This window comes from Glutamicibacter bergerei, assembly GCF_054495185.1.
Map to the genome: position 1 here is coordinate 2,045,810 of NZ_CM137131.1, position 20,757 is coordinate 2,066,566.

General features: G+C 57.2%; 19 protein-coding genes. 10 read left to right on the plus strand and 9 right to left on the minus strand.

The window, feature by feature from the left end:
- Window positions 1-20: 20 nt before the first annotated feature.
- On the plus strand, window positions 21-962 hold the full coding sequence (locus ACX5K5_RS09465) for a COX15/CtaA family protein (RefSeq protein WP_096254595.1): 942 nt from the start codon (window positions 21-23) through the stop codon (window positions 960-962).
- A gap of 77 nt (window positions 963-1,039) precedes the next feature.
- On the opposite strand, the gene ACX5K5_RS09470 is transcribed toward ACX5K5_RS09465, so the two are convergent.
- The 3 genes from ACX5K5_RS09470 to ACX5K5_RS09480 all read right to left on the minus strand — a co-directional run bounded on the left by ACX5K5_RS09470 (window position 1,040) and on the right by ACX5K5_RS09480 (window position 3,452).
- Window positions 1,040-1,993, minus strand: coding sequence for a DUF1700 domain-containing protein (locus tag ACX5K5_RS09470; protein ID WP_096254594.1), 954 nt, complete (start codon window positions 1,991-1,993; stop codon window positions 1,040-1,042).
- A complete protein-coding gene (locus ACX5K5_RS09475; RefSeq protein ID WP_096254593.1) occupies window positions 1,986-2,327 on the minus strand; it encodes a PadR family transcriptional regulator in 342 nt (113 codons plus the stop codon). Before ACX5K5_RS09475 ends, ACX5K5_RS09470 begins: the two co-directional genes overlap by 8 nt.
- A gap of 177 nt (window positions 2,328-2,504) precedes the next feature.
- Window positions 2,505-3,452: a heme o synthase gene (locus ACX5K5_RS09480; RefSeq protein WP_188685879.1), complete on the minus strand. Its 948-nt coding sequence runs from the start codon at window positions 3,450-3,452 to the stop codon at window positions 2,505-2,507.
- Between the two features lie 673 nt (window positions 3,453-4,125).
- Here ACX5K5_RS09480 and tkt point away from each other — a divergent pair.
- The 9 genes from tkt to ACX5K5_RS09525 all read left to right on the plus strand — a co-directional run bounded on the left by tkt (window position 4,126) and on the right by ACX5K5_RS09525 (window position 15,476).
- On the plus strand, window positions 4,126-6,228 hold the full coding sequence (gene tkt / locus ACX5K5_RS09485) for a transketolase (RefSeq protein WP_443458500.1): 2,103 nt from the start codon (window positions 4,126-4,128) through the stop codon (window positions 6,226-6,228).
- Window positions 6,229-6,244: 16 nt separating this feature from the next.
- Window positions 6,245-7,348: a transaldolase gene (gene tal, locus ACX5K5_RS09490; protein WP_096254590.1), complete on the plus strand. Its 1,104-nt coding sequence runs from the start codon at window positions 6,245-6,247 to the stop codon at window positions 7,346-7,348.
- On the plus strand, window positions 7,349-8,923 hold the full coding sequence (locus ACX5K5_RS09495; protein WP_459174332.1) for a phosphoglucose isomerase-related protein: 1,575 nt from the start codon (window positions 7,349-7,351) through the stop codon (window positions 8,921-8,923).
- Between the two features lie 8 nt (window positions 8,924-8,931).
- Window positions 8,932-10,452 carry a glucose-6-phosphate dehydrogenase gene (gene zwf / locus ACX5K5_RS09500; protein ID WP_096254588.1) on the plus strand — a complete coding sequence of 507 codons (1,521 nt, stop codon included), beginning with the start codon at window positions 8,932-8,934 and terminating at the stop codon, window positions 10,450-10,452.
- Window positions 10,449-11,390 (plus strand): glucose-6-phosphate dehydrogenase assembly protein OpcA, encoded by a 942-nt coding sequence (locus ACX5K5_RS09505; protein WP_459174333.1) that lies wholly within the window; start codon window positions 10,449-10,451, stop codon window positions 11,388-11,390. Before zwf ends, ACX5K5_RS09505 begins: the two co-directional genes overlap by 4 nt.
- Complete coding sequence (pgl, locus tag ACX5K5_RS09510; protein ID WP_096254586.1) at window positions 11,380-12,120, plus strand: 6-phosphogluconolactonase; 741 nt, start codon at window positions 11,380-11,382, stop codon at window positions 12,118-12,120. Before ACX5K5_RS09505 ends, pgl begins: the two co-directional genes overlap by 11 nt.
- A 68-nt stretch (window positions 12,121-12,188) precedes the next feature.
- Complete coding sequence (locus ACX5K5_RS09515; protein WP_096254585.1) at window positions 12,189-13,172, plus strand: FAD-dependent oxidoreductase; 984 nt, start codon at window positions 12,189-12,191, stop codon at window positions 13,170-13,172.
- Window positions 13,173-13,420: 248 nt separating this feature from the next.
- Entirely contained in the window at window positions 13,421-14,788 is a 1,368-nt protein-coding gene (locus ACX5K5_RS09520) for a TrkH family potassium uptake protein (RefSeq protein WP_459174334.1), read from the plus strand.
- The gene (locus ACX5K5_RS09525) at window positions 14,781-15,476 is read left to right on the plus strand and encodes a potassium channel family protein (protein WP_188685878.1); all 696 of its coding nucleotides are present in this window, start codon (window positions 14,781-14,783) and stop codon (window positions 15,474-15,476) included. The genes ACX5K5_RS09520 and ACX5K5_RS09525 overlap by 8 nt, the downstream gene beginning before the upstream one ends.
- Before the next feature lie 66 nt (window positions 15,477-15,542).
- On the opposite strand, the gene secG is transcribed toward ACX5K5_RS09525, so the two are convergent.
- From secG to whiA, 6 genes are all read right to left on the minus strand, one after another.
- Window positions 15,543-15,794, minus strand: coding sequence for a preprotein translocase subunit SecG (gene secG, locus ACX5K5_RS09530; protein ID WP_096254582.1), 252 nt, complete (start codon window positions 15,792-15,794; stop codon window positions 15,543-15,545).
- Window positions 15,795-15,816: 22 nt separating this feature from the next.
- Window positions 15,817-16,632, minus strand: a complete 816-nt coding sequence (gene tpiA / locus ACX5K5_RS09535; RefSeq protein WP_096254581.1) for a triose-phosphate isomerase — start codon at window positions 16,630-16,632, stop codon at window positions 15,817-15,819.
- A gap of 3 nt (window positions 16,633-16,635) precedes the next feature.
- Window positions 16,636-17,862 (minus strand): phosphoglycerate kinase, encoded by a 1,227-nt coding sequence (locus tag ACX5K5_RS09540; protein ID WP_096254580.1) that lies wholly within the window; start codon window positions 17,860-17,862, stop codon window positions 16,636-16,638.
- 16 nt (window positions 17,863-17,878) lie between these two features.
- On the minus strand, window positions 17,879-18,886 hold the full coding sequence (gene gap / locus ACX5K5_RS09545) for a type I glyceraldehyde-3-phosphate dehydrogenase (protein WP_096254579.1): 1,008 nt from the start codon (window positions 18,884-18,886) through the stop codon (window positions 17,879-17,881).
- Between the two features lie 198 nt (window positions 18,887-19,084).
- A complete protein-coding gene (locus ACX5K5_RS09550) occupies window positions 19,085-19,714 on the minus strand; it encodes a superoxide dismutase (RefSeq protein ID WP_096254578.1) in 630 nt (209 codons plus the stop codon).
- Window positions 19,715-19,776: 62 nt separating this feature from the next.
- Window positions 19,777-20,757 (minus strand): DNA-binding protein WhiA, encoded by a 981-nt coding sequence (gene whiA, locus ACX5K5_RS09555; protein WP_096254577.1) that lies wholly within the window; start codon window positions 20,755-20,757, stop codon window positions 19,777-19,779.

Sequence of the window (20,757 nt, forward strand, 5' to 3'; positions counted from 1 at the left end):
ACAAAGTAAGGGAGATTTCCATGTCTTCAAACCTAGTCACCCCAAGCTGGGCCGATAGGTTGCCGACGCACGTCACCCGGCTTGTTCACGGTCTGGCGATCGCCTCCTTGATCTCTCAGGTTGGCATCATCATCACCGGTGGCGCAGTACGACTGACCAAATCTGGTTTGGGCTGCTCACACTGGCCAAACTGCGTCCCGGGTTCCATGACCCCGGTCCCTGAGATGGGCGTGCACGGCCTCATTGAGTTCGGTAACCGCCTACTCACCTTTGTGTTGCTGGCTATTGCAGTGGCGTTTTTTATCGCCGTCTGGAATATGCGCAAAACTCATCGCTCGATCTTCACCCTTGCTTGGGTTCTTTTGGCAGGCATTCCCGCTCAGGGCGTCATCGGTGGCATCACCGTATTGACCGACCTAAACCCTTGGGTTGTGTCCCTGCACTTCATTCTTTCGGGAACGCTGGTCTGCTTGGCCACCATTTTGGTCAACCGCACCCGACGAGAGCTAAAGCAAGAAAATCACCAAGCTTCGACGAAATCGGTTGGTCAGTTCGCCACCGCCGCTTGGATATTGTCCATGCTCGCAGTCATTATGGGCACCATCGTCACCGGCACCGGCCCACACGCAGGTGACGCTTCTGCACCTCGTCACCTCTTTGATCCATTGCTAGTCACTCGCATGCATACCGCACCGGTATACCTGTTGATTGTGGCCACTATTGCAGTACTCGTCTTGGCCTACCGCGCCGATGGCAACTCAAAGGTCCGTACAGCTGCCTGGTGGATGGTAGTGGTCATCCTCGCGCAGGCGGCCATCGGATACACCCAGCACTTCACTGGCTTACCTATCACCTTGGTACTGCTACATATGCTCGGCGCTAGCCTGCTGCTGGTGGCGGCCACCAACCTGTGGGACTGTGCCGTCCGGCTTCCTCGGAGCGAACGCGTAGAACAGCGCTAAACGCTATCTAAGACTCAAGCGGCTGGATCCCCGGGGGGATCCAGCCGCTTTTGCTTTGCCCTGCCGCTGTGGTCGTTCTAGCGGGTGATGCCTGCTCTAGGGCGCAGTCGCAGCAGCCCATAAATTCCGAAAGACAAAACAATCCCGCCAAACAGCCAGATCGCCCCCACGAGCATTCCACTATCGAATACCGCGACGATCAGGGCCAACACTCCGTATGCCAACACGGCCCAGTAAGAGATACGCAAATTGAGTATGATCCCGACTGCTATCGCCAAGCAAGCAACGGCCCAGATCAGCGCGGGAAGCATGAAAACTCCAATATTGCCGCGTTCGACCCCACTTGCGACGAGCACAACGGGAAGAAGCATAATCAGCACACCGATAATTCGCAGGACAAGCGATTCTCTTCTCCCCGCCTGCAAAGATTTAGCAAAGGGCAGCATCGTGGCCAACCAAATTACGATTGCCATCGGAACATAGAACAGTCCAGCGTCAATTGGATCAGAAACAACTAATGCGGAAGCTGCCACGGCGCAGATCAATGTTGCCCAGCGACGCATCCTCAATGGCACCAGTAAGAGCACCGCTAGCAGAGCAGCCGGCACCAGTGTGAGCACCGCTATTCCGGGCCCATAAAGTTCCACAAGCGCTGTTAGCGAACGTTCGGTTGAACTCGTGTAGTCCGGATGCTGGCCCTCCGCGTTACGAAGAAAGAAACTTACAATCGCCGCGGTAAAAGTTGCCAGTGCGATAGCAACGCCAATGAGAGTATTCCCTACCGGCCAGGGACCCGTTCCACGCGGTTCGGGGACCCCCAGCTCACTGCGAGATGCCTTGGCCACTTCTCTGGGCTCCCCCAAGGCACTGATGACTTCCGATTCGGTACGGCCACTCAGTCTTGACTCCTCGATATGCTCGGAGATGTCTTGGAGAATGACTCGTCGCTGAGCTTCAGGCAGGTCCGCCAAGTATCCGCTAAGTTGACGTACATAGCGCTTGGCAGTCACATCCGGCTTGGTACTAAACATGATGTCCTCCTAATAAACCGTCCACCTGATAACTCAGCTGACCCCAGACCGAGCCAAAGAGTTCTAGTGATTGCCTACCGTTGCCGGTAATTGCGTAATACTTGCGAGAGCGTGAACCGTCGACTTGTTCCCAGCGCGTCGCAACACTTCCCGCGTCTTTCATTCTGGCTAGCAGGGGGTAAAGGCTCCCCTCACTGGCTGTCAGTTCCAACTCAACGAGCTGATTCGCAATCTCAAGCCCATACATATCCCGCTCCGACAACAACGCAAGAACGCAGTATTCAAGCACTCCCTTGCGCAGGTTCGTGGCGATCTTTTCCGCGTTGAGATTCATACATTGAACTTACCTTGCGTAACAAGTCTTGTATAGCAAGAGAGCTAAACGTTAGCTATTCTTTACCAACTCATCAGCGCCACGTCCGTTGCCACTACGCCGATTTTCCAGACAGTAACCAGGGCAAATGGAAAATCCCCGCTTCCGGCAACGGAAACGGGGATCTATTCAGGACTTTTAGCCAAACAGCGGACTGCCCACGAATGGGTCGAATGCCAGAGCCACGAAGACCAGTGACAAGTAGGTAATCGAGATATGGAAGACCTTCATGGCCTTACGGTTCATCTCAGCAGGACTATGGTCACGCTGGGTCTCGCGGTAAAGAACGTGCGATTCATAAACGAACCAAATGCCCGCCCCGCCGGCAACCGCAGTGTAGACGATGCCTGCATAGCCCATAGGAAGCAAGAGCAACGAACAAACGACCGTGGCCCATGCGTAGAGTACAACCTGAACCGAGACTCGACGTGCATTGGCGATAGCACCAAGCATTGGCACCGAAGCAGCGTTGTAGTCATCGGCGTACTTCATTGACAATGGCCAATAGTGTGGCGGAGTCCAGAGGAAGATCACCAGGAACAAGATGATCGCCGGCCACTCGACGGTTTCGGTCACAGCTGCCCAGGCGATCAGCACTGGCATGCAGCCTGCAATTCCGCCCCAGACGATATTCTGTGAGGTGCGACGCTTAAGAATCATCGTGTAAAGAACCACGTATAGAAGAATCGCGGCAAGACCAAGTGCAGTGGTGAGCGGGTTGGTGCCGAACCAGAACACCGCGAGTGAAGCAATTGCCAATACCCAAGAGAAGATTAATGCTTCGCGAGGGGTGACATCACCGGTAACCAACGGGCGACCCTTGGTCCGCTTCATCAGCTTGTCCATGTCGCGATCCAGATAACAGTTAAACGATCCTGCCGCACCTGCGGACATTGCGCCACCTACAAGGGTTGCGATCATCAGCCAGACATCGGGGAAACCGCGCTGCGCGAAAATCATCGTGGGCAGGGTGGTCACCAGGAGCAGCTCTATGACGCGAGGCTTAGTCAACGCCACATAGGAACCGGCCTTACGCTTGACAAAATCCCCGGTGCTTTCATCAGGTTGACGCGACGAGCGCGGCACTGACGTTCCGGTGACATTAAGAGTCTTCAATTAAACGCACTCAGTTCTACACGGGTACAAGACAGACATCTTTTATTCTACGACGAATAGAAGTCGGGCGGTAGTTGCCTTGAGGAAGTATTGCCGAATATCGGCGTGATTCCAGTCATCTTATACATCAACGCGCAGTCACTGACTTCCCAATACTCAGGTGTATACAGGGTGACTTTCACCGGGCCACTGGGTTTTCAGTTCCGCAGTCACTGCACGCTAATCACATGCTTATAGATTTGTTATCTGACCTTCAACAAAGTTTACAATTTGTAGGCTGATGGCGTTTGGCGGTTCCATAACCGACTCTCCAACCTCCATTTAGCATGACGCAACACCTCTGTGGCGGGCTTTTCTCAACTCTCGGTCGAAATTACTACTGCCGTGGCGGGCTCAAGGTTCGAGTTAGGACACCAGGTTTCTGCGCTCCGCGAAGTTCGAGGGGTCAAAGATAGATTCAAATTCTGCGTGTCATGTTTGTTCAAGCCATACAGACAATGCCCGATTCGCGATAGAGTGGACAGTAATCGCGCCGTCGCCACCAAATACCCCAAATAAGCTCGACTTCGGGTAGGAGGGTCGACGGCGTATTGCGTGTCAGCGGGATTATCCCCGTCCAAGCCTCAATGGAAGGAACGCCGCAGTGGCGACTGAATCCTTAGTAGAAGAGTTCTCACTTACCGAGTTGGATCGTAAGGCCATCGACACCACCCGTGTCTTGGCAGCCGACGCCGTAGAAAAAGTTGGCAACGGCCATCCAGGTACCGCCATGAGCTTGGCTCCGGCAGCATATCTAATCTTCCAGAAGCACCTCCGCCACGACCCGAAGGATCCGAACTGGATCGGTCGCGACCGCTTCGTGCTCTCCCCCGGTCATACTTCGCTGACCTTGTACCTACAGCTCTTCCTTTCCGGCTACGGCCTAGAGATGGAAGATATTGAGGCGCTACGCACCTGGGGCGCTAAGACCCCGGGTCACCCAGAGGTCGGTCACACCGCCGGCGTGGAAATCACCACCGGCCCATTGGGCCAGGGTCTTGCCTCAGCCGTTGGCTTCGCCTACTCACAGCGTCGCATGCGCGGCCTGCTGGATCCTGCCGCAGAAGCTGGCACCAGCCCGTTTGATCACACGGTTTACGTAATTGCATCCGATGGCGATCTGCAGGAAGGTGTCACCTCGGAGGCATCTTCGTTGGCAGGTCACCAGGAACTTGGCAACCTCGTCGTAATTTACGATGACAACAAAATTTCTATCGAGAACGACACCGACATCGCGTTCACCGAAGATGTTCTGGGTCGCTACGACGCCTACAACTGGCACACCCAGCGTGTGGACTGGACCGTCACCGGCGAGTACGTCGAAGATATGGCAGCCCTAGACGCAGCGATCCGTGCCGCCAAGGCAGAGACCTCGCGTCCCTCGATCATCGCTCTGCGCACCATTATCGGTTGGCCTTCACCAACCAAGCAGAACACCGGCGGCATTCACGGTTCAAAGCTTGGTACTGAAGAAGTTGCAGGGCTCAAGAAGGTTCTAGGCTTTGACCCAGAACAGTCATTCCATATCGAAGACGAAGTGTTGGCTCACGCCCGCGAGGTTGTTACCCGTGGCGCGGCACTGCACGAGTCGTGGAATGAAACCTTCAACGCCTGGAAGAGCGCCAACCCTGAAGAGGCTGCTCTACTTGAGCGTCTGCAGGCTGGCGAACTGCCCGAGGGCTGGACCGAAAAGATCCCAACCTTCGAACCAGGTTCCACGATGGCTACCCGCGCGGCTTCAGGCAAGGTCATCAACGCCATTGCCGACGAGTTGCCAGAACTATGGGGCGGCTCGGCCGACCTGGCAGGCTCAAACAACACCACCATCGATACCGCGAAGTCCTTCGCTCCAGAGCGTCGCTCCACGGACTCGTGGGATACCAGCCCATACGGCCGCGTCCTACACTTCGGTATCCGTGAGCACGCTGCTGCTTCGATCGTGAACGGCATCGTGCTGTCCTCGCCGACTCGCGCATTCTCCGGCACCTTCCTGATCTTCTCGGACTACCAGCGCCCGGCTATCCGCTTGGCAGCGCTGATGGGTGTTCCATCGATCTTCGTGTGGACCCACGACTCCATTGGACTGGGCGAAGACGGCCCAACCCACCAGCCAGTAGAACAGCTGGCATCGTTGCGCATCATCCCGAACTTCGACGTCGTCCGCCCAGCGGACGCCAACGAGGTTGCCTACGCATGGCGCGGAATGCTGGAACTGACCGACACCCCATCGGGCATCGTGCTTTCACGTCAGAACCTGCCAATCTACGACCGTTCGGCCGCCGGTTTCCGCGGCGCCGAGGGCACCTTGAAGGGTGGTTACATTCTGGCCGAAGCTGTCCGCGACGGCGCAGAAGTCACCCCAGATGTCATCTTGCTGGCCACCGGCTCCGAGGTTGAGTTGGCCGTTGAAGCCCGCGAAGAACTGGCAACCAAGGGTATTGCAGCCCGCGTGGTTTCACTGCCAAGTTTCGAATGGTTCGCCAAGCAGGACGCCGCCTACCGTGAAGAAGTTCTTCCGGAAGCCATCACCGCCCGCGTCTCGGTGGAAGCCGGAGTCGCTCAGGGATGGCGTGAACTAGTTGGTTCCGCAGGCGAGATTATCTCGCTGGATCACTTTGGTGCCTCCGCAGATTACAAGAAGCTCTACAGCGAATTCGGTATCACTACCGAAGCAGTTGTCGCAGCCGCCCAAAAAGTTGTTAAGTAAGGAACTGGTACACAATATGTCTAACCCAAACACCCAGGCCCTGTCCGACGCCGGCGTATCCATCTGGCTCGACGACCTTTCCCGCGAACGCTTGACCAGCGGCTCGCTAGCCAAGCTCATTGAAGAGAAGAACGTAGTTGGTGTCACCACCAACCCGTCCATCTTTGCCGCGGCGCTGTCCAACGCGACCGTGTACGGCGAAGCTATCGCCGAGCAGCGTCACAAGTCCGTCGAGGACGCGATCACCGAGATCACCAGTGACGACGTGGCCGCAGCGTGCGACCTGTTCCGTCCGATCTTCGATTCCAGCAACGGTTTTGACGGCCGTGTCTCCATCGAGGTTGACCCTCGTCTGGCCCACGACACCGCACAGACCATCATCCAGGCCAAGGCCCTGTACCAGCGTGTAGACCGTGAAAACGTACTGATCAAGATCCCAGCAACACTGGCCGGTCTCGAAGCAATCACCGAAACCATCGCCGAGGGCATCAGCGTCAACGTCACCCTGATCTTCTCGCTGGAACGCTACCGCGAGGTCATCAACGCGTACCTGATCGGCCTGGAGAAGGCCAAGGCTAAGGGCCTTGACTTGTCCAAGATTCACTCGGTTGCTTCCTTCTTCGTGTCCCGCGTGGATTCCGAAATCGACAAGCGTCTGAATGCGATTGGCACCGAAGCAGCCTTGGCCCTTCGCGGCCAGGCCGGTGTGGCTAACGCCCGTTTGGCTTACCAGGTCTTCGAAGAATCCTTCGCTTCCGCACGCTTCGAGGCACTGGCTGCCTCCGGCGCCAACGTCCAGCGCCCACTGTGGGCCTCGACCGGCGTGAAGGATCCTGCCTACCCGTCCACCCTGTATGTCACCGAACTTGTGGCACCGCAGACCGTGAACACCATGCCGGAGAAGACCTTGGACGCTACCGCGGCCGAGGCTGAGATTCGCGGCAACGTGGTTTCGGGCAGCTACGCCCAGGCTAACGGCGTGCTGGACGCACTGGCAGCCCAGGGCATCGACTACAGCGAGATTGTGTCTCTGCTTGAGGTCGAGGGCGTTGAGAAGTTTGACGTCGCGTGGAACGAACTGTTGGAAGACATGTCGGTGGCCTTGAAAGAGGCCAAGTAAATGGAATTGGGCCTGGTAACTTCCGGGGAGGCCCTCGCGTCGGTTGACCAGCTTCTGCCGAAGCTGATCGAAGCCCGGATTGGCAGCCGTATCGCCAATCAGGACCCAACCGTGTGGGGTGCATCAGCAAAGTCTGAGGCGTCAATCCGTTTGGGCTGGGCACAGCCCTTCGAAGCGGCCGAAAAGTTGCTTCCACAAATCTTGGAGCTGCGCGAGCAGTTGCTGGCTGAAGGTCTTACTCGGATCGCCTTGTGCGGTATGGGTGGCTCCTCGCTAGCACCCGAGGTGATTGCCGCGCATGACGAGGTAGACCTGGTCATCTGCGACACGACCGACCCACAAATGGTTTCGACCATCGTGAACACCGATCTGGAGCGCACCGTAGTGGTTGTCGCCTCCAAGTCGGGTTCCACCGTGGAAACTGATTCACAGCGTCGGGCCTTCACCACGGCTTTCGAAGCCGCAGGCATCGATCCTGCCACGCGGCTAGTGCTGGTCACCGATCCGAGCTCCCCCATGGATAACCCGGAAGGTGTGCGCGCGATCTTCAATGCCGACCCTCACGTTGGCGGACGATACTCGGCGCTCACCGCTTTTGGTCTAGTACCAAGCGGTCTTGCCGGGGCAGATATTGAAGCGCTTATCGAGGAGGCAGGATTAATCTCCGACCTGCTGAGCAGCGACGACGAAGACAATATCGCCTTGCACTTGGGTGCAGCGCTGGTGACCGCAGGACGCGACAAGCTAGTCATTGCAGAAATTGGTGACGCGCTTCCGGGCTTCGGCGACTGGGCCGAACAGCTCATCGCAGAATCCACCGGCAAGCTCGGCAAGGGTGTTCTTCCAGTGGTCGCTGACGCGAACGCACCGGAGCTGAAGAATATCGCAGCAGACATCCTGCCGCTTTACCTCCACGAGCAGTTGCCCGAAGAAGTTGATGAAGCAGCCACGGCGATTCACATCAGTGCGCCACTGGGTACCAGCTTCATGATCTTCGAATATGCAACTGCGGTCGCCGGCTACCTGCTGGGCATCAACCCGTTCGACCAGCCAGATGTGGAGGCAGCTAAGGTTGCCGCTCGTTCACTGTTGGACGCTCCAACCGCCGGTTCCCCGGACACGGTGGATGGCAGCGTTGAACTGTTCGGCACGCAAGCCACTAACCTAGCTGGCGCCTTGAACGAGTTGACTGCACAGTTGGGTGAGGACGGATACCTATCCATCCACGCTTATCTGGACCGCCATGCGGACGCTGGCCTAGAAGCGCTACGCGACCTACTGGCCGAACGCACCGGACGCCCGGTGACCTTCGGCTGGGGTCCACGGTTCTTGCACTCCACCGGCCAGTACCATAAGGGTGGCCCCCGTCAGGGAGTCTTCCTGCAGGTCACCGCAAACCACGAGCAGGATCTAGAGATCCCGGGCCGTCCCTTCAGCTTTGGCGGTTTAATTACCGCTCAGGCGACCGGTGATGGTGCGGTGCTCTCGGACGCAAAACATGGCCGTCCGGTACTGCGCGTGAATCTAACCGACCGCGCCGCGGGTATCGCGGCGCTGCTTGAGGCTGCGAGCTAACAAAAAATATGAGTAATCCACTTCGCGACGCCCGCGACCGGCGGCTTAACCGCATCGCCGGTCCGGGCGCGCTGGTGTTCTTCGGAATCACCGGCGACCTGGCCCGCAAAAAACTTATGCCCGCGGTCTATGACCTGGCCAACCGCGGCCTACTACCCCCAAACTTTGCCATTGTCGGCTTCGGCCGCCGCGACTGGACGGCAGAAGACTTCGCCAATCAGGCTCGCGAATGGATCTTGGCCAGCGCGCGAACCCCGTTTAACGAGACGGTCTTTGACCAGCTGGCCGCTGGAATGCGTTTCATTTCCGGCGCCTTTGATGATGACAATGCCTATGAAAAGCTCGCCGAAACCCTCGACGAGCTGGCAGAGTCCCGGTCCACCGGACGAAACCACGCATTTTATCTTTCCATCCCACCGAGCTGGTTCGACGTAGTCTGCCAGAAGCTCTCCGAGCATAAACTCGCCAAGGATGAGAACCCGGGTTGGGAACGCGTAGTCATTGAGAAACCTTTCGGCCATGACCTACAAAGTGCCAGGGAACTGAACCAAATCGTTGAATCGGTATTCCCCGCCGATTCGGTCTTCCGCATTGACCACTACCTGGGCAAAGAAACAGTGCAGAACCTACTGGCACTGCGCTTCGGCAACCAGATGTTTGAGCCACTGTGGAACAACAAGTACGTGGACCACGTGCAGATCACCATGGCCGAGGACATCGGCATCGGTGGACGTGCAAGCTACTACGACGGTGTGGGCGCAGCCCGCGACGTCATCCAGAACCACCTGCTCCAGCTGCTCGCACTGACCGCCATGGAGGAACCTATTTCCTTCAATGCGGATCATCTGCGCAGCGAGAAGGAAAAGGTACTCACCGCGGTTCAGCTACCCGAGGATCTGGGGCAGGCAAGCGCTCGCGGCCAGTACACCTCCGGTTGGCAGGGTGGCGAGGAAGTAGTCGGATTCCTGGATGAAGAAGGCTTTAACCCGCTTTCCAAAACCGAAACCTACGCTGCGGTCCGGCTGAACATCAATACCCGTCGTTGGAATGGTGTCCCGTTCTACCTGCGTGCAGGCAAACGTTTGGGCCGCCGAGTCACCGAGATTGCGGTGGTCTTTAAGCGGGCACCAAACCTGCTGTTCACAGATCACGCTGATGACGAGTTTGGTCAGAACGCGTTTGTCATCCGAGTCCAGCCAGATGAGGGGGCAACTATCCGTTTCTCCTCCAAGGTACCCGGCACCCAGATGGAGATCCGCGATGTCACCATGGACTTCGGCTACGGTAACGCGTTCACCGAGTCTTCCCCCGAGGCCTACGAGCGTTTGATCCTCGACGTGCTACTGGGTGAACCACCGTTGTTCCCCCGCCACGAAGAAGTTGAGCAGTCTTGGCGCATCCTTGACCCATTCGAAGAGTATTGGGCCGCGCAACCCGAACAGCCAGATCCTTATCTGCCAGGTTCGTGGGGACCGGCCAGCGCGGATGAGTTGATGGCTAAAGATGGAAGGACGTGGCGACGACCATGATGATTGATCTTCCCAATACAACCACCAATAAGGTGGCCAAGAAGTTGATCTCCTCGCGCCGCACCCACGGTGTGGTGGCGCTATCTCGGGTACTGACCTTGGTGGTCATTACTCGTGAGGGTTTCGCTGAGAATGCCATTGAGGCGGCCAACTTGGCCAGCCGCGAGCACCCCTGCCGAATTATTGTGGTGGTGCGCGGTTCGGAAAAGGGCGAAAATCGCCTAGACGTGCAGATCCGCGTCGGCGGAGACGCCGGAGCTTCCGAAGTCATCGTGATGCGTACGCACGGCCCTAATATGGTCGCGGATGAAGCGTTGATCTCGGCCCTGTTACTGCCAGATGCCCCCATTGTTGCCTGGTGGCCACATGGGGTTCCAGCAGATCCGTATAACACCGCGCTGGGCAAACTTGCACACCGACGGATCACGGACTCCAACGAGACTAGTGACCCCACCGAGGCGCTGTTCCAACGGGCCAGCACCTACCGGGCTGGAGACACCGACCTTGCGTGGACACGCATCACCCTGTGGCGCGCGCAGCTGGCCAGCATCATTGATTTGATCGGCCCCGAAGGCTTGACCGGCATCACCGTGAAGGGTTCGGACAATTCACCGTCCACCTCACTGCTGGCAGCCTGGCTGACTATGTGCTTGGAGGTTCCGGTAACCATCGCGGCAGATAAGTCCACCGGTGGTCTATCTAGTGTCCGACTAACCCGCGAGGCCGGGGACGTGGAACTTTCGCGTCCTTCCGGTGCGGTGGCTCACCTGTACCTACCTGGCTCAGCTCCCCAGCGAATCTCGCTGCCACGGCGTTCGGTGGCCGAGTGCCTGGCCGAAGAAATGCGCCGACTCGACGCCGACGACGTCTTTGGCGAAGTCATCACCCGTGGACTTGCCTTGACCAACCTAAGGAGCATCCGTTCCAGTGATCGCTAGACAAATTGTCATCCATGAAGATGCTAATGCGACCGCGCAAGGTATCGCCGCGCGATTGATCACCTCGATCGCCGACGCTATTGCCGCTCGCGGAGTGGCCCACGTGGTGGTGACCGGCGGTTCGCTGGGCATTGCGACGTTGGTTGCCGTGGCACAAAACCCTGCAAACATCGCGGTGAATTGGTCCGCCGTCCACTTCTGGTGGGGTGATGAACGATTTGTCGCTGCCGACAGTGCGGACCGCAATGCGGTGCAGGCCGAACCGTTATTCGCTGCCTTAGACTCACTAGGGCTTGAGCGGGCTAACGTGCACATGACCGGTGACAGTGACTCCTACGCTAGTGCCGAGGACGCGGCAGCTGCCTACACGCAGTTGCTGGCCGAGGAAGCCAGCGATGGTGCCGCAAATCCGGTGTTTGATGTATTGATGTTGGGCATGGGCCCGGACTCGCACGTGGCGTCGCTGTTCCCGAATCACACTCGTTCCGATGAGCTCGGCGCGATTGCGGTACATGACTCCCCTAAGCCACCACCTCATCGGGTGTCGCTGACCATGAGCACCATCAACACCGCCCGTGAGGTTTGGTTGTTGGTCTCCGGTGCGGAGAAAGCCCCGGCCTTGGCAGCAGCCCAGCACGAGGTTAACGAGCTGGCGGTGCCGGCTAGCGCCGTTCAAGGCACCGAAGCAACTCGCTGGTTGATTGACCGTAGCGCGGCCACGCTACTCTAAGCACAGACAAAAACCGGTGTTTCCCATGTGTGGGAAGCACCGGTTTTTGTGATTTGAAAGGACTTCCCTTGAGTTCCCTCGCACATTCAGAACAGCCAACTCGAATTACGGTGATCGGCGCCGGCGTCATCGGGTTATCCAGCGCCCATGAGTTAGCAAGTGCCGGCCACCAAGTCACCGTGATCGCCGATCAAGACAGCTTAGAAACCGTCTCGGCGGTAGCCGCCGCCATCTGGTTCCCCTACCATTCCGAGAACTCCCCCGCCGCGGACCTGTTACTTGCCCGCTCCCTGGCGCGCTTTGAACAGCTAGCTGACATCGCCGAGACCGGGGTGGATTTGCGCACCGGATTAAACGTCGACCATGTGCCTGGAGCCGACCGCTCATGGACAAAAATCGTGGCAAACGTGAGTGAGGCACCCCCAGCAGATCTGCCCGAAGGCGCCTTCGCCGGAGCCTATGCAACGGTTCCCATCATCACAATGAGCACCTATCTGTTGTGGCTGAAACACGAGGTGGAAAAGCTGGGAGTGACTTTCATCCATGAGACCATCAAGGAACTTAAAGAGCTGGAGCATGACGCCGACGTAGTGGTGATCGCCGGCGGCTTGCGTGGCGGCGAGCTACTGGGCGATGACGATACGGTGTACCCAATTCGTGGCCAGGTCCTCCGACTGGCGAACCCGAATAACCTGAGAAGTTGGTTGTGCGACGATGACTATCCGGATGGGGTTAGCTACATTATTCCGCGGCGTGACGACATTATTGTCGGCGGCACCGACACCGCCCATGACTGGAACCAAGAAGTTGACCCAGCTACCGCAACACAAATCCTGTGCCGTGCCACCGCGCTGGTGCCGGAACTGGCAGGACTACAAGTTCTCGAGCATAAGGTTGGCTTGCGTCCGGCACGAGCGAGCATCCGTTTAGAACTCGTCTCGGGCCACCCGCTGCCAGTGGTGGCTGCCTACGGCCATGGTGGTGCGGGAGTGACCCTCTCCTGGGGTACGGCACAACGCGTTGCTGAACTCGTGGACAGCGCACTTAGTTGACCCACAACATGGGCCCTGGTAAGCGTGTCTCCGCGGCGTAGTCGGGCACAAAACCGACGATTAGTCACCCCTCGAAAACAACCCAGAGGGGTGACAATCGGGGCTTCCGCTACGCTTGGTCCCTTCGCTTTTTGAGCCGCTAATATGCGCTACAAATCACACTAGACAAAACACGGTTCAGGCGTAGTATTTCATTCGTTACTCCCGCACGCGCATAAGCACGATGCAACTTCGAACGATGTGAAACTATGCGCGCAAATTCATCTAGACCCCCGCACAGCCGGGGACAAATTTCACTGGCACAACCAGCCCAGGTCGTCGCATTGGGATTCTTAGGTGCGATTCTTGTTGGCGGCTTATTGCTAGCTAGTCCGTGGGCGAACAGCGAAGGCCAATTCACTTCCTTGGTCGATGCGATTTTCACCGCGACTTCCGCAGTCTGCGTGACCGGGCTGACCGTGGTGGACACGGCGACCTACTACACGCTCTTCGGCAAAATCATCATCATTGTGCTCATCCAGCTCGGTGGCTTAGGGATCATGCTCGTCGCGTCGCTGTTGAGCATGTTGTTGATGGGAAAAATTGGCACGCTTACCCGGCTCTCCAGTCAACGCGAAAGCAGCGCACTCAGTGGGCAGGATATCCGCACCGCCGCGAAGACGGTGTTATTCCTGTCCCTGTCCATCGAAGCACTCACGGCCTGTGTGTTGGCCATCCGGTTCTGGCTCAGCTACGACCACAGCTTGCCGTTGGCCCTGTGGCATGGCGCATTCCATTCGATCTCGGCCTTTAACAATGCCGGCTTTGCCTTGTATTCGGATAATCTCATGGGCTTTGTTGACGACCCGTGGATTAGCCTACCGATCAGCTTTGCCATCATCCTCGGCGGTCTAGGATTCCCCGTGCTCGTACAGCTGCGCCGTTACGGTTCGAACACCCTGAAATGGAGTATGAATACTCGACTGGTCTTGCTGATGACAGCGATTCTGCTCGTCGGCGGCACCGCATTCATCACAATAATGGAATGGAACAACCCCAAGACGCTCGGAGCACTGGATCCAGCAGGCCGCCTCTTGGCCGGATTCTTCCAATCAGTGCAGACGCGTACCGCGGGTTTCAACTCCATCGACATCGGAGCCATGCATCCGGCAACCTGGCTAGGCATGGATGTGCTCATGTTTATCGGCGCCGGACCGGCTGGTACTGCTGGTGGCATAAAGATCACGACGGTTGCGGTCTTGGCATTCATCATCATTACTGAGCTACGTGGAGATGCTGCCGTGAACGTGTTGGGCAAACGTCTCTCACGTTCGGTCCATCGCCAAGCGCTCACCGTTGCATTACTGGGTGCCGCAGCAGTTTTTGCCGGGACTATGTGCTTGGTGTTGTTTACCGACTACTCACTGGATCGTTGCCTCTTCGAAGCGTCGTCGGCTTTTGGTACCGTCGGGCTGAGTACGGGCATCACCGCGGACCTGCCCGACGCGGCCAAAGCAGTGTTGATAACTCTGATGTATCTGGGGCGCGTGGGAGTGCTTTCCCTAGGCTCTGCACTAGCCCTGCGCAATCGAAACGCTCTCTATGAGCTCCCCAAAGAAAGGCCGGCCATTGGCTAAGCTACTAAATTTCCGTTCAGAATCGAAGATTGCCGCCACTGCCGATTCGGTGGCTGTCATTGGGTTGGGCCGCTTTGGCAGTTCACTTGCGTTAGAGCTGATGAAAACCGGCACTCATGTATTGGGTATTGACCAGCATGAGGACAATGTTCAGGCGCTCAATGGCGAATTGACGCAGGTAGTCAAGGCCGATGCCTCCCGCCGGGAGGTTCTTGAACAGCTAGCCATCCATGACTTTGACCGAGTAGTTGTTGCCGTGGGCAGCCACCTGCAGTCCTCAATCTTGTGCTGTTCTCTACTTGTGAGCATGAAGATTCCGCTGATTTGGGCGAAGGCGCAAGATGACAGGCATGGGCTGATACTTGAGCAACTCGGCGTTAACCATATCGTCTATCCAGAAAAAGACATGGGCCGCAGGGTGGCCCACCTGGTCCGCGGGTCAATCATGGATTACCTGGAAGTGGACCCCGGATACGCCATGGTTAAGATGCTGGCGCCAAAGTCTCTCTGTGGGATTCCGTTGAGCGAAACTCAGACAAGAAAAAAGTACCGGGTGACCATCGCGGCCAAGGCCAGCGGAACAGGTATCTGGCAGAACACCGATGTAGACACCGTGCTCAATGAAGGCGATCGGGTGCTGGTGCTCGGCTCCACCGTAGATACTGATCGATTTGGGCAGCTACGTTAACAGGATGCACGCAAGCTTAACGAATTTGAGGGTCCCACTTACGTGAGACCCTCAAATTTTAGTCGCTTATGACTCGACGCTAAATCGCATCACTAGCGCCAGACCGATAATGACGGCGCCCCAGACCAGACCCAAAATAATGGTGATTCGGTTCAGGTTGCGCTCGGCAACGCCTGACGAACCCATCGAGCTGGTCATGCCGCCACCGAACATGTCGGACATACCGCCGCCTCGACCCTTATGAAGCAGGATCAGGAGGGTTAGCAAGACACTGGTAATGCCCAGTAGTACTTGCAGAATGATCTTGATGATATCCAAGTCGACGGTTCCTTAATTAGATTCAGTCGGTGACCAGATGGTGCTCGAACCTTACAATATTAGCAAATTCTTCGGCATCCAAGCTAGCACCACCGACCAACACGCCATCAACATCTCGTTCGCGCATGATTGCGGCGGCGTTTGCAGCCTTGACACTGCCACCGTAAAGCAGGCGCGCCTTCTGCGCAACTTCTTCACCGAAACGCTCCGTCAGTGCCCCACGAATCGCGGAACACATTTCCTGAGCGTCTGCTGGTCCGGCAACTTCACCGGTTCCAATGGCCCATACCGGTTCGTAGGCTACAACCAGGGTTGCTGCCTGCTCGGCGGTAATGCCCTCCAACGACTCGGCAAGCTGTGTCAGCGTGTAAGCAACGTGTTCGCTTGCCTGACGCACCTCAAGGCCTTCCCCAACACAAAGTACCGGGGTCACCTCGTGGCGGTAAGCGGCGGTAAGCTTCGCGGCCACCACTGCGTTGGTCTCGTTGTGGTACTCACGTCGCTCCGAGTGGCCAACCAGCACATAGCTGCAACCGAGCTTGTTCAGGAACTGACCGGAAATTTCTCCGGTGTACGCACCCGAATCCTGGGCGGACAAATCCTGAGCGCCATAAACGACATCCAGCTTATCGCCAAGGGTCAGGGTCTGCACACCACGGATGTCGGTAAACGGTGGGAACACCGCAACCTCAGCGCGATCATAGTCGTGCTGTGCATCCTTCAGAGTCCACGCCAATTTCTGCACCAGAGTGATGCCCTGGACGTGGTCCATGTTCATCTTCCAGTTGCCGGCAATTAGCGGCTGACGCACATAGGCGCCGTTATTCGACATCGTCATAATTTAGCCTTCCAAAGCGGCAACACCGGGCAGGGTCTTACCTTCAAGGTATTCAAGTGACGCTCCGCCACCAGTGGAAATATGGCCGAAATCATCCTCAGAGAAGCCCAATGCACGTACCGCAGCAGCAGAATCGCCACCGCCAACTACGCTGAACGCCTCGGAATCAGCCAGAGCCTGGGCCACCGTACGGGTACCCTCGGCAAAAGCTGGGATTTCAAAGACGCCCATTGGGCCGTTCCAGAACACCGTGTTTGCACTCGTGATGTAGCTGGCGAACAGTTCCGCAGACTTTGGACCAATGTCCAAGCCCAAACCGTTAGCGCCGAAGCTTGCGTCCTCGATCTTGTCGGCGTCAAGCACCTCGTGCTCGGCGTCGGCACCAAACTTGCTGGCCACCACCACGTCACTAGGAACAATGATGTCGCAGCCAAGCTTTTCAGCTCGGGTCAGGTATTCCTGGCAGACAGAAATCTGATCTTCTTCAAGCAAGGATCCGCCAATAGCGTGCCCCTGAGCCTTCAGGAAGGTGAACGCCATGCCTCCACCGATCAGCAACTGATCTGCTTTGCCAAGCAAGTTGTCAATGACCGCAAGCTTGTCCGAAACCTTTGAACCGCCCAAAACGACAACGTAGGGACGCTTCGGAGCCTCGGTTAGGGTCTTGAGAACCTTGATCTCAGTAGCGACGAGATCGCCCTGATAGCTAGGCAGCAAAGCCGCAATGTCGAAGACCGAAGCGTGCTTACGGTGAACCGCGCCAAAGGCATCGTTCACATACGCGCCGTTATCGCCGGTCAGCAGAGTCAAGGCCTTAGCGAATTCCTCGCGCTCGGCATCCACCTTGGAGGTTTCGCGAGCGTCGAAACGCACGTTTTCAAGTACGAGAACCGAACCTTCGGTCAGCGCTGCAGCGGACTCGCGAGCAGAATCGCCCACAACGTCGGTTGCTACACTGACCTCAAAGTCGGATAACTCGTTCAACCGATGTGCTGCCGGAGCGATGGAATACTTCGAATCGACCTGACCCTTTGGGCGGCCCAGGTGCGCCATCACAATGACCTTGGCGCCAGCCTCGGTCAGTTTGGTGATCACCGGAAGGGACGCGCGTACGCGTCCGTCATCAGTTACGGTCGCCCCGTCGAGCGGTACATTCAGGTCACTACGAACCAAAACGTACCGCCCGCGGACACCGTCAGCGAGTAAATCGTCGAGAGTGTGAGAAGTCATGTCTCTAGGTTATCGACTAGAGGCTTGATCCCACGAATTCAACAAGGTCAACGAGTCGCGAAGAGTAACCCCACTCGTTGTCGTACCATGCCACAACCTTGGCGGTATTGCCGATCACCGTAGTCAAACCAGAGTCAAAAATAGCCGAGTGAGAGTTCGTCACAATATCCGAGGAAACCAATGGATCGGTCGAGTACTCAAGGTACTCAGCCATCTTGCCTTCGGTTGCAGCCTTCTCGAAGGCCGCGTTGATCTCTTCCACGGTGGCGGTACGTGCCAGGTTGACCGTCAGGTCGGTAGCTGAGCCCGTTGGAACCGGCACGCGCATGGCGTAACCGTTGAGCTTGCCCTTCAACTCTGGCAGGACCACACCGATGGCCTTGGCGGCACCGGTGGAAGTTGGGATGACATTCAGCGCTGCGGCACGCGCACGGCGAGGATCGCTATGCGGGGCATCTTGCAGGCGCTGGTCTGCGGTGTAGGCGTGAATGGTGGTCATTAGACCGTCAACAATGCCGAATTCATCATTCAACACCTTGGCCATAGGGGCCAAGCAGTTGGTGGTGCATGAAGCATTGGAGATGATGTGGTGGTTTGCCGGATCATACTTCTCGTGGTTGGCACCCATCACGATAGTGATGTCTTCATCCTTGGCCGGAGCCGAGATGATGACTTTTTTTGCGCCAGCAGCAATGTGCTTCTTGGCGTCTTCGGCTTTGGTGAAGAAGCCCGTCGATTCGATGACGACATCGACGTTCATCTCGCCCCATGGAAGGTTTGCCGGGTCGCGCTCGGACAGAACCTTGATGCGACGTTCTCCGACGACGATGGTATCGCCGTCTACGGATACCGGCTGGCCGACTGGGCCGAGCACGGAATCAAATTTCACCAGGTGAGCAAGGGAATCGATTGAACCAAGGTCATTGACGGCGACGATGTCGATGTCTGCGTTGTGTGCAAGAGTTGCACGCAGGAAGTTGCGTCCGATTCGACCGAAACCATTGATTCCAACACGAGTTGTCACGTGACTATCTCCTCTAAATGGGATGACGTTGCCACAACCGTGCTTTTCACGGAGGTGGCCTGCTTATCTAAGAGGACACTCCGTTGTGCCGTGATTGCGGACCTCGCTAGACGCGAGGTCCGCAACACACTTGAAACATTCTACGCGATAAACGCGGAAAATGTGAGGTGAATTACCCGAAGGTTAATTCAATGAAAATTACTTACCTGGAACGATGAGCGAAGCGGCGCCGGTGCGGGCTGCTTCGAAGCGTGCCTGGACATCTGCCCAGTTCACGATGTTCCAGAAGGCCTTGACGTAGTCAGCCTTAACGTTGACGTAGTCCAGGTAGAAGGCGTGCTCCCACATGTCCAGCATCAACAGTGGGATGGTTCCGACTGGAACGTTGCCCTGCTGATCGTAGAGCTGCTCGATGACCAGCTGGCCGCCCAGTGGCTCGTAAGCCAAGATTGCCCAACCCGAACCCTGCAGACTCATGGCCGAAGCGGTGAAGTGGCCGCGGAAAGCGTCGAACGAGCCGAAGAACTCGTCCAGGGCTGCTGCCAACTCGCCGACTGGCTTGTCGCCACCCTCTGGGGAGAGGTTGTTCCAGAAGATCGAGTGGTTGGTGTGTCCACCCAAGTGGAACGCCAGGTCCTTCGAAAGCTTCGGGATGTTACCGAATTCGCCCTTTTCGCGAGCTTCTGCCAACTGCTCCAACGCCGAGTTTGCGCCAGCAACGTAGGTTGCGTGGTGCTTCGAGTGGTGCAGCTCCATGATGCGAGCCGAGATGTTCGGCTCTAGTGCAGCGTAGTCGTACTGCAATTCAGGCAGTGAATAAACAGCCATGATTCTCCTCAATCTTCTCAATTGGTTGAATCTCCGCGGAAGGTCTCCCGCGGGGACAATTTTTACTGTTCCAGTTCATCTACTGGAACACTGGACTCAGTGCCAGGTATTCCCATATCACCGGCTTTTTTATCAGCCATCGCCAAAAGGCGGCGAATGCGACCGGCGATCGCGTCTTTGGTCATCGGCGGCTCGGCCATGCGACCCAGCTCGTCCAATGACGCTTGCTTGTGCTCCAGACGCAGGACTCCGGCGTAACGCAGATGCTCGGGCACCTCGTCACCAAGAATTTCTAGCGCCCGCTCTACACGGGCGCCGGCAGCTACGGCGGCCTGTGCACTGCGGCGCAGGTTAGCATCGTCGAAGTTCGCTAGGCGGTTCGCGGTTGCGCGAACCTCTTTACGCATCCGACGTTCCTCCCACACCATGAGTGCATCATGTGCACCCATACGGGTCAAAAGCTGAGCGATAGCATCGCCATCGCGAATGACCACGCGGTCCACGCCACGTACCTCGCGCGCTTTAACGGTGAGGTCAAGACGTCGAGCAGCACCGACCAGAGCCAGTGCGGCTTCCGGCCCAGGGCAAGTGATTTCTAATGCGGAACTGCGTCCAGGTTCGGTCAACGAACCATGCGATAAGAACGCACCGCGCCAGACCGCTTCCGCATCCGCGGTGGAACCGTTAACAATCACCGAGGGAAGCCCACGCACGGGACGTCCACGCTGATCTAGCAGGCCGGTCTGCCGCGCTAAAACTTCGCCATCCTTGGCAACGCGCACGATGTATCGACTACCCTTGCGGATTCCGGAACCAGAGACCATGACAATCTCTGCGTCGTGCCCGTAGAGCTCGCCAATGGCGACCTTGAGTCTGCGAGCGGTCGCAGCCAAGTCAACCTCGGCCTCGATAACTATTCGCCCGGAGACAATATGTAGTCCGCCGCTGAAGCGGAGCATGGTCGAAACCTCGGCCTTACGTACCGATGGCTTGCGAATCTCAACCCGCGACAGCTCGTCTTTGACGGAAGCCGTCAATGCCAT

Bases quoted from the DNA above. Each gene is read 5' to 3' on its own strand.
- whiA (WP_096254577.1), bottom strand. From the start codon at position 20,757: ATGGCATTGACGGCTTCCGTCAAAGACGAGCTGTCGCGGGTTGAGATT.
- ACX5K5_RS09550 (WP_096254578.1), bottom strand. From the start codon at position 19,714: ATGGCTGTTTATTCACTGCCTGAATTGCAGTACGACTACGCTGCACTA.
- ACX5K5_RS09520 (WP_459174334.1), top strand. From the start codon at position 13,421: ATGCGCGCAAATTCATCTAGACCCCCGCACAGCCGGGGACAAATTTCA.
- zwf (WP_096254588.1), top strand. From the start codon at position 8,932: ATGAGTAATCCACTTCGCGACGCCCGCGACCGGCGGCTTAACCGCATC.
- tal (WP_096254590.1), top strand. From the start codon at position 6,245: ATGTCTAACCCAAACACCCAGGCCCTGTCCGACGCCGGCGTATCCATC.
- ACX5K5_RS09540 (WP_096254580.1), bottom strand. From the start codon at position 17,862: ATGACTTCTCACACTCTCGACGATTTACTCGCTGACGGTGTCCGCGGG.
- ACX5K5_RS09505 (WP_459174333.1), top strand. From the start codon at position 10,449: ATGATGATTGATCTTCCCAATACAACCACCAATAAGGTGGCCAAGAAG.
- ACX5K5_RS09495 (WP_459174332.1), top strand. From the start codon at position 7,349: ATGGAATTGGGCCTGGTAACTTCCGGGGAGGCCCTCGCGTCGGTTGAC.
- ACX5K5_RS09465 (WP_096254595.1), top strand. From the start codon at position 21: ATGTCTTCAAACCTAGTCACCCCAAGCTGGGCCGATAGGTTGCCGACG.
- ACX5K5_RS09470 (WP_096254594.1), bottom strand. From the start codon at position 1,993: ATGTTTAGTACCAAGCCGGATGTGACTGCCAAGCGCTATGTACGTCAA.
- ACX5K5_RS09475 (WP_096254593.1), bottom strand. From the start codon at position 2,327: ATGAATCTCAACGCGGAAAAGATCGCCACGAACCTGCGCAAGGGAGTG.
- tpiA (WP_096254581.1), bottom strand. From the start codon at position 16,632: ATGACGATGTCGAATAACGGCGCCTATGTGCGTCAGCCGCTAATTGCC.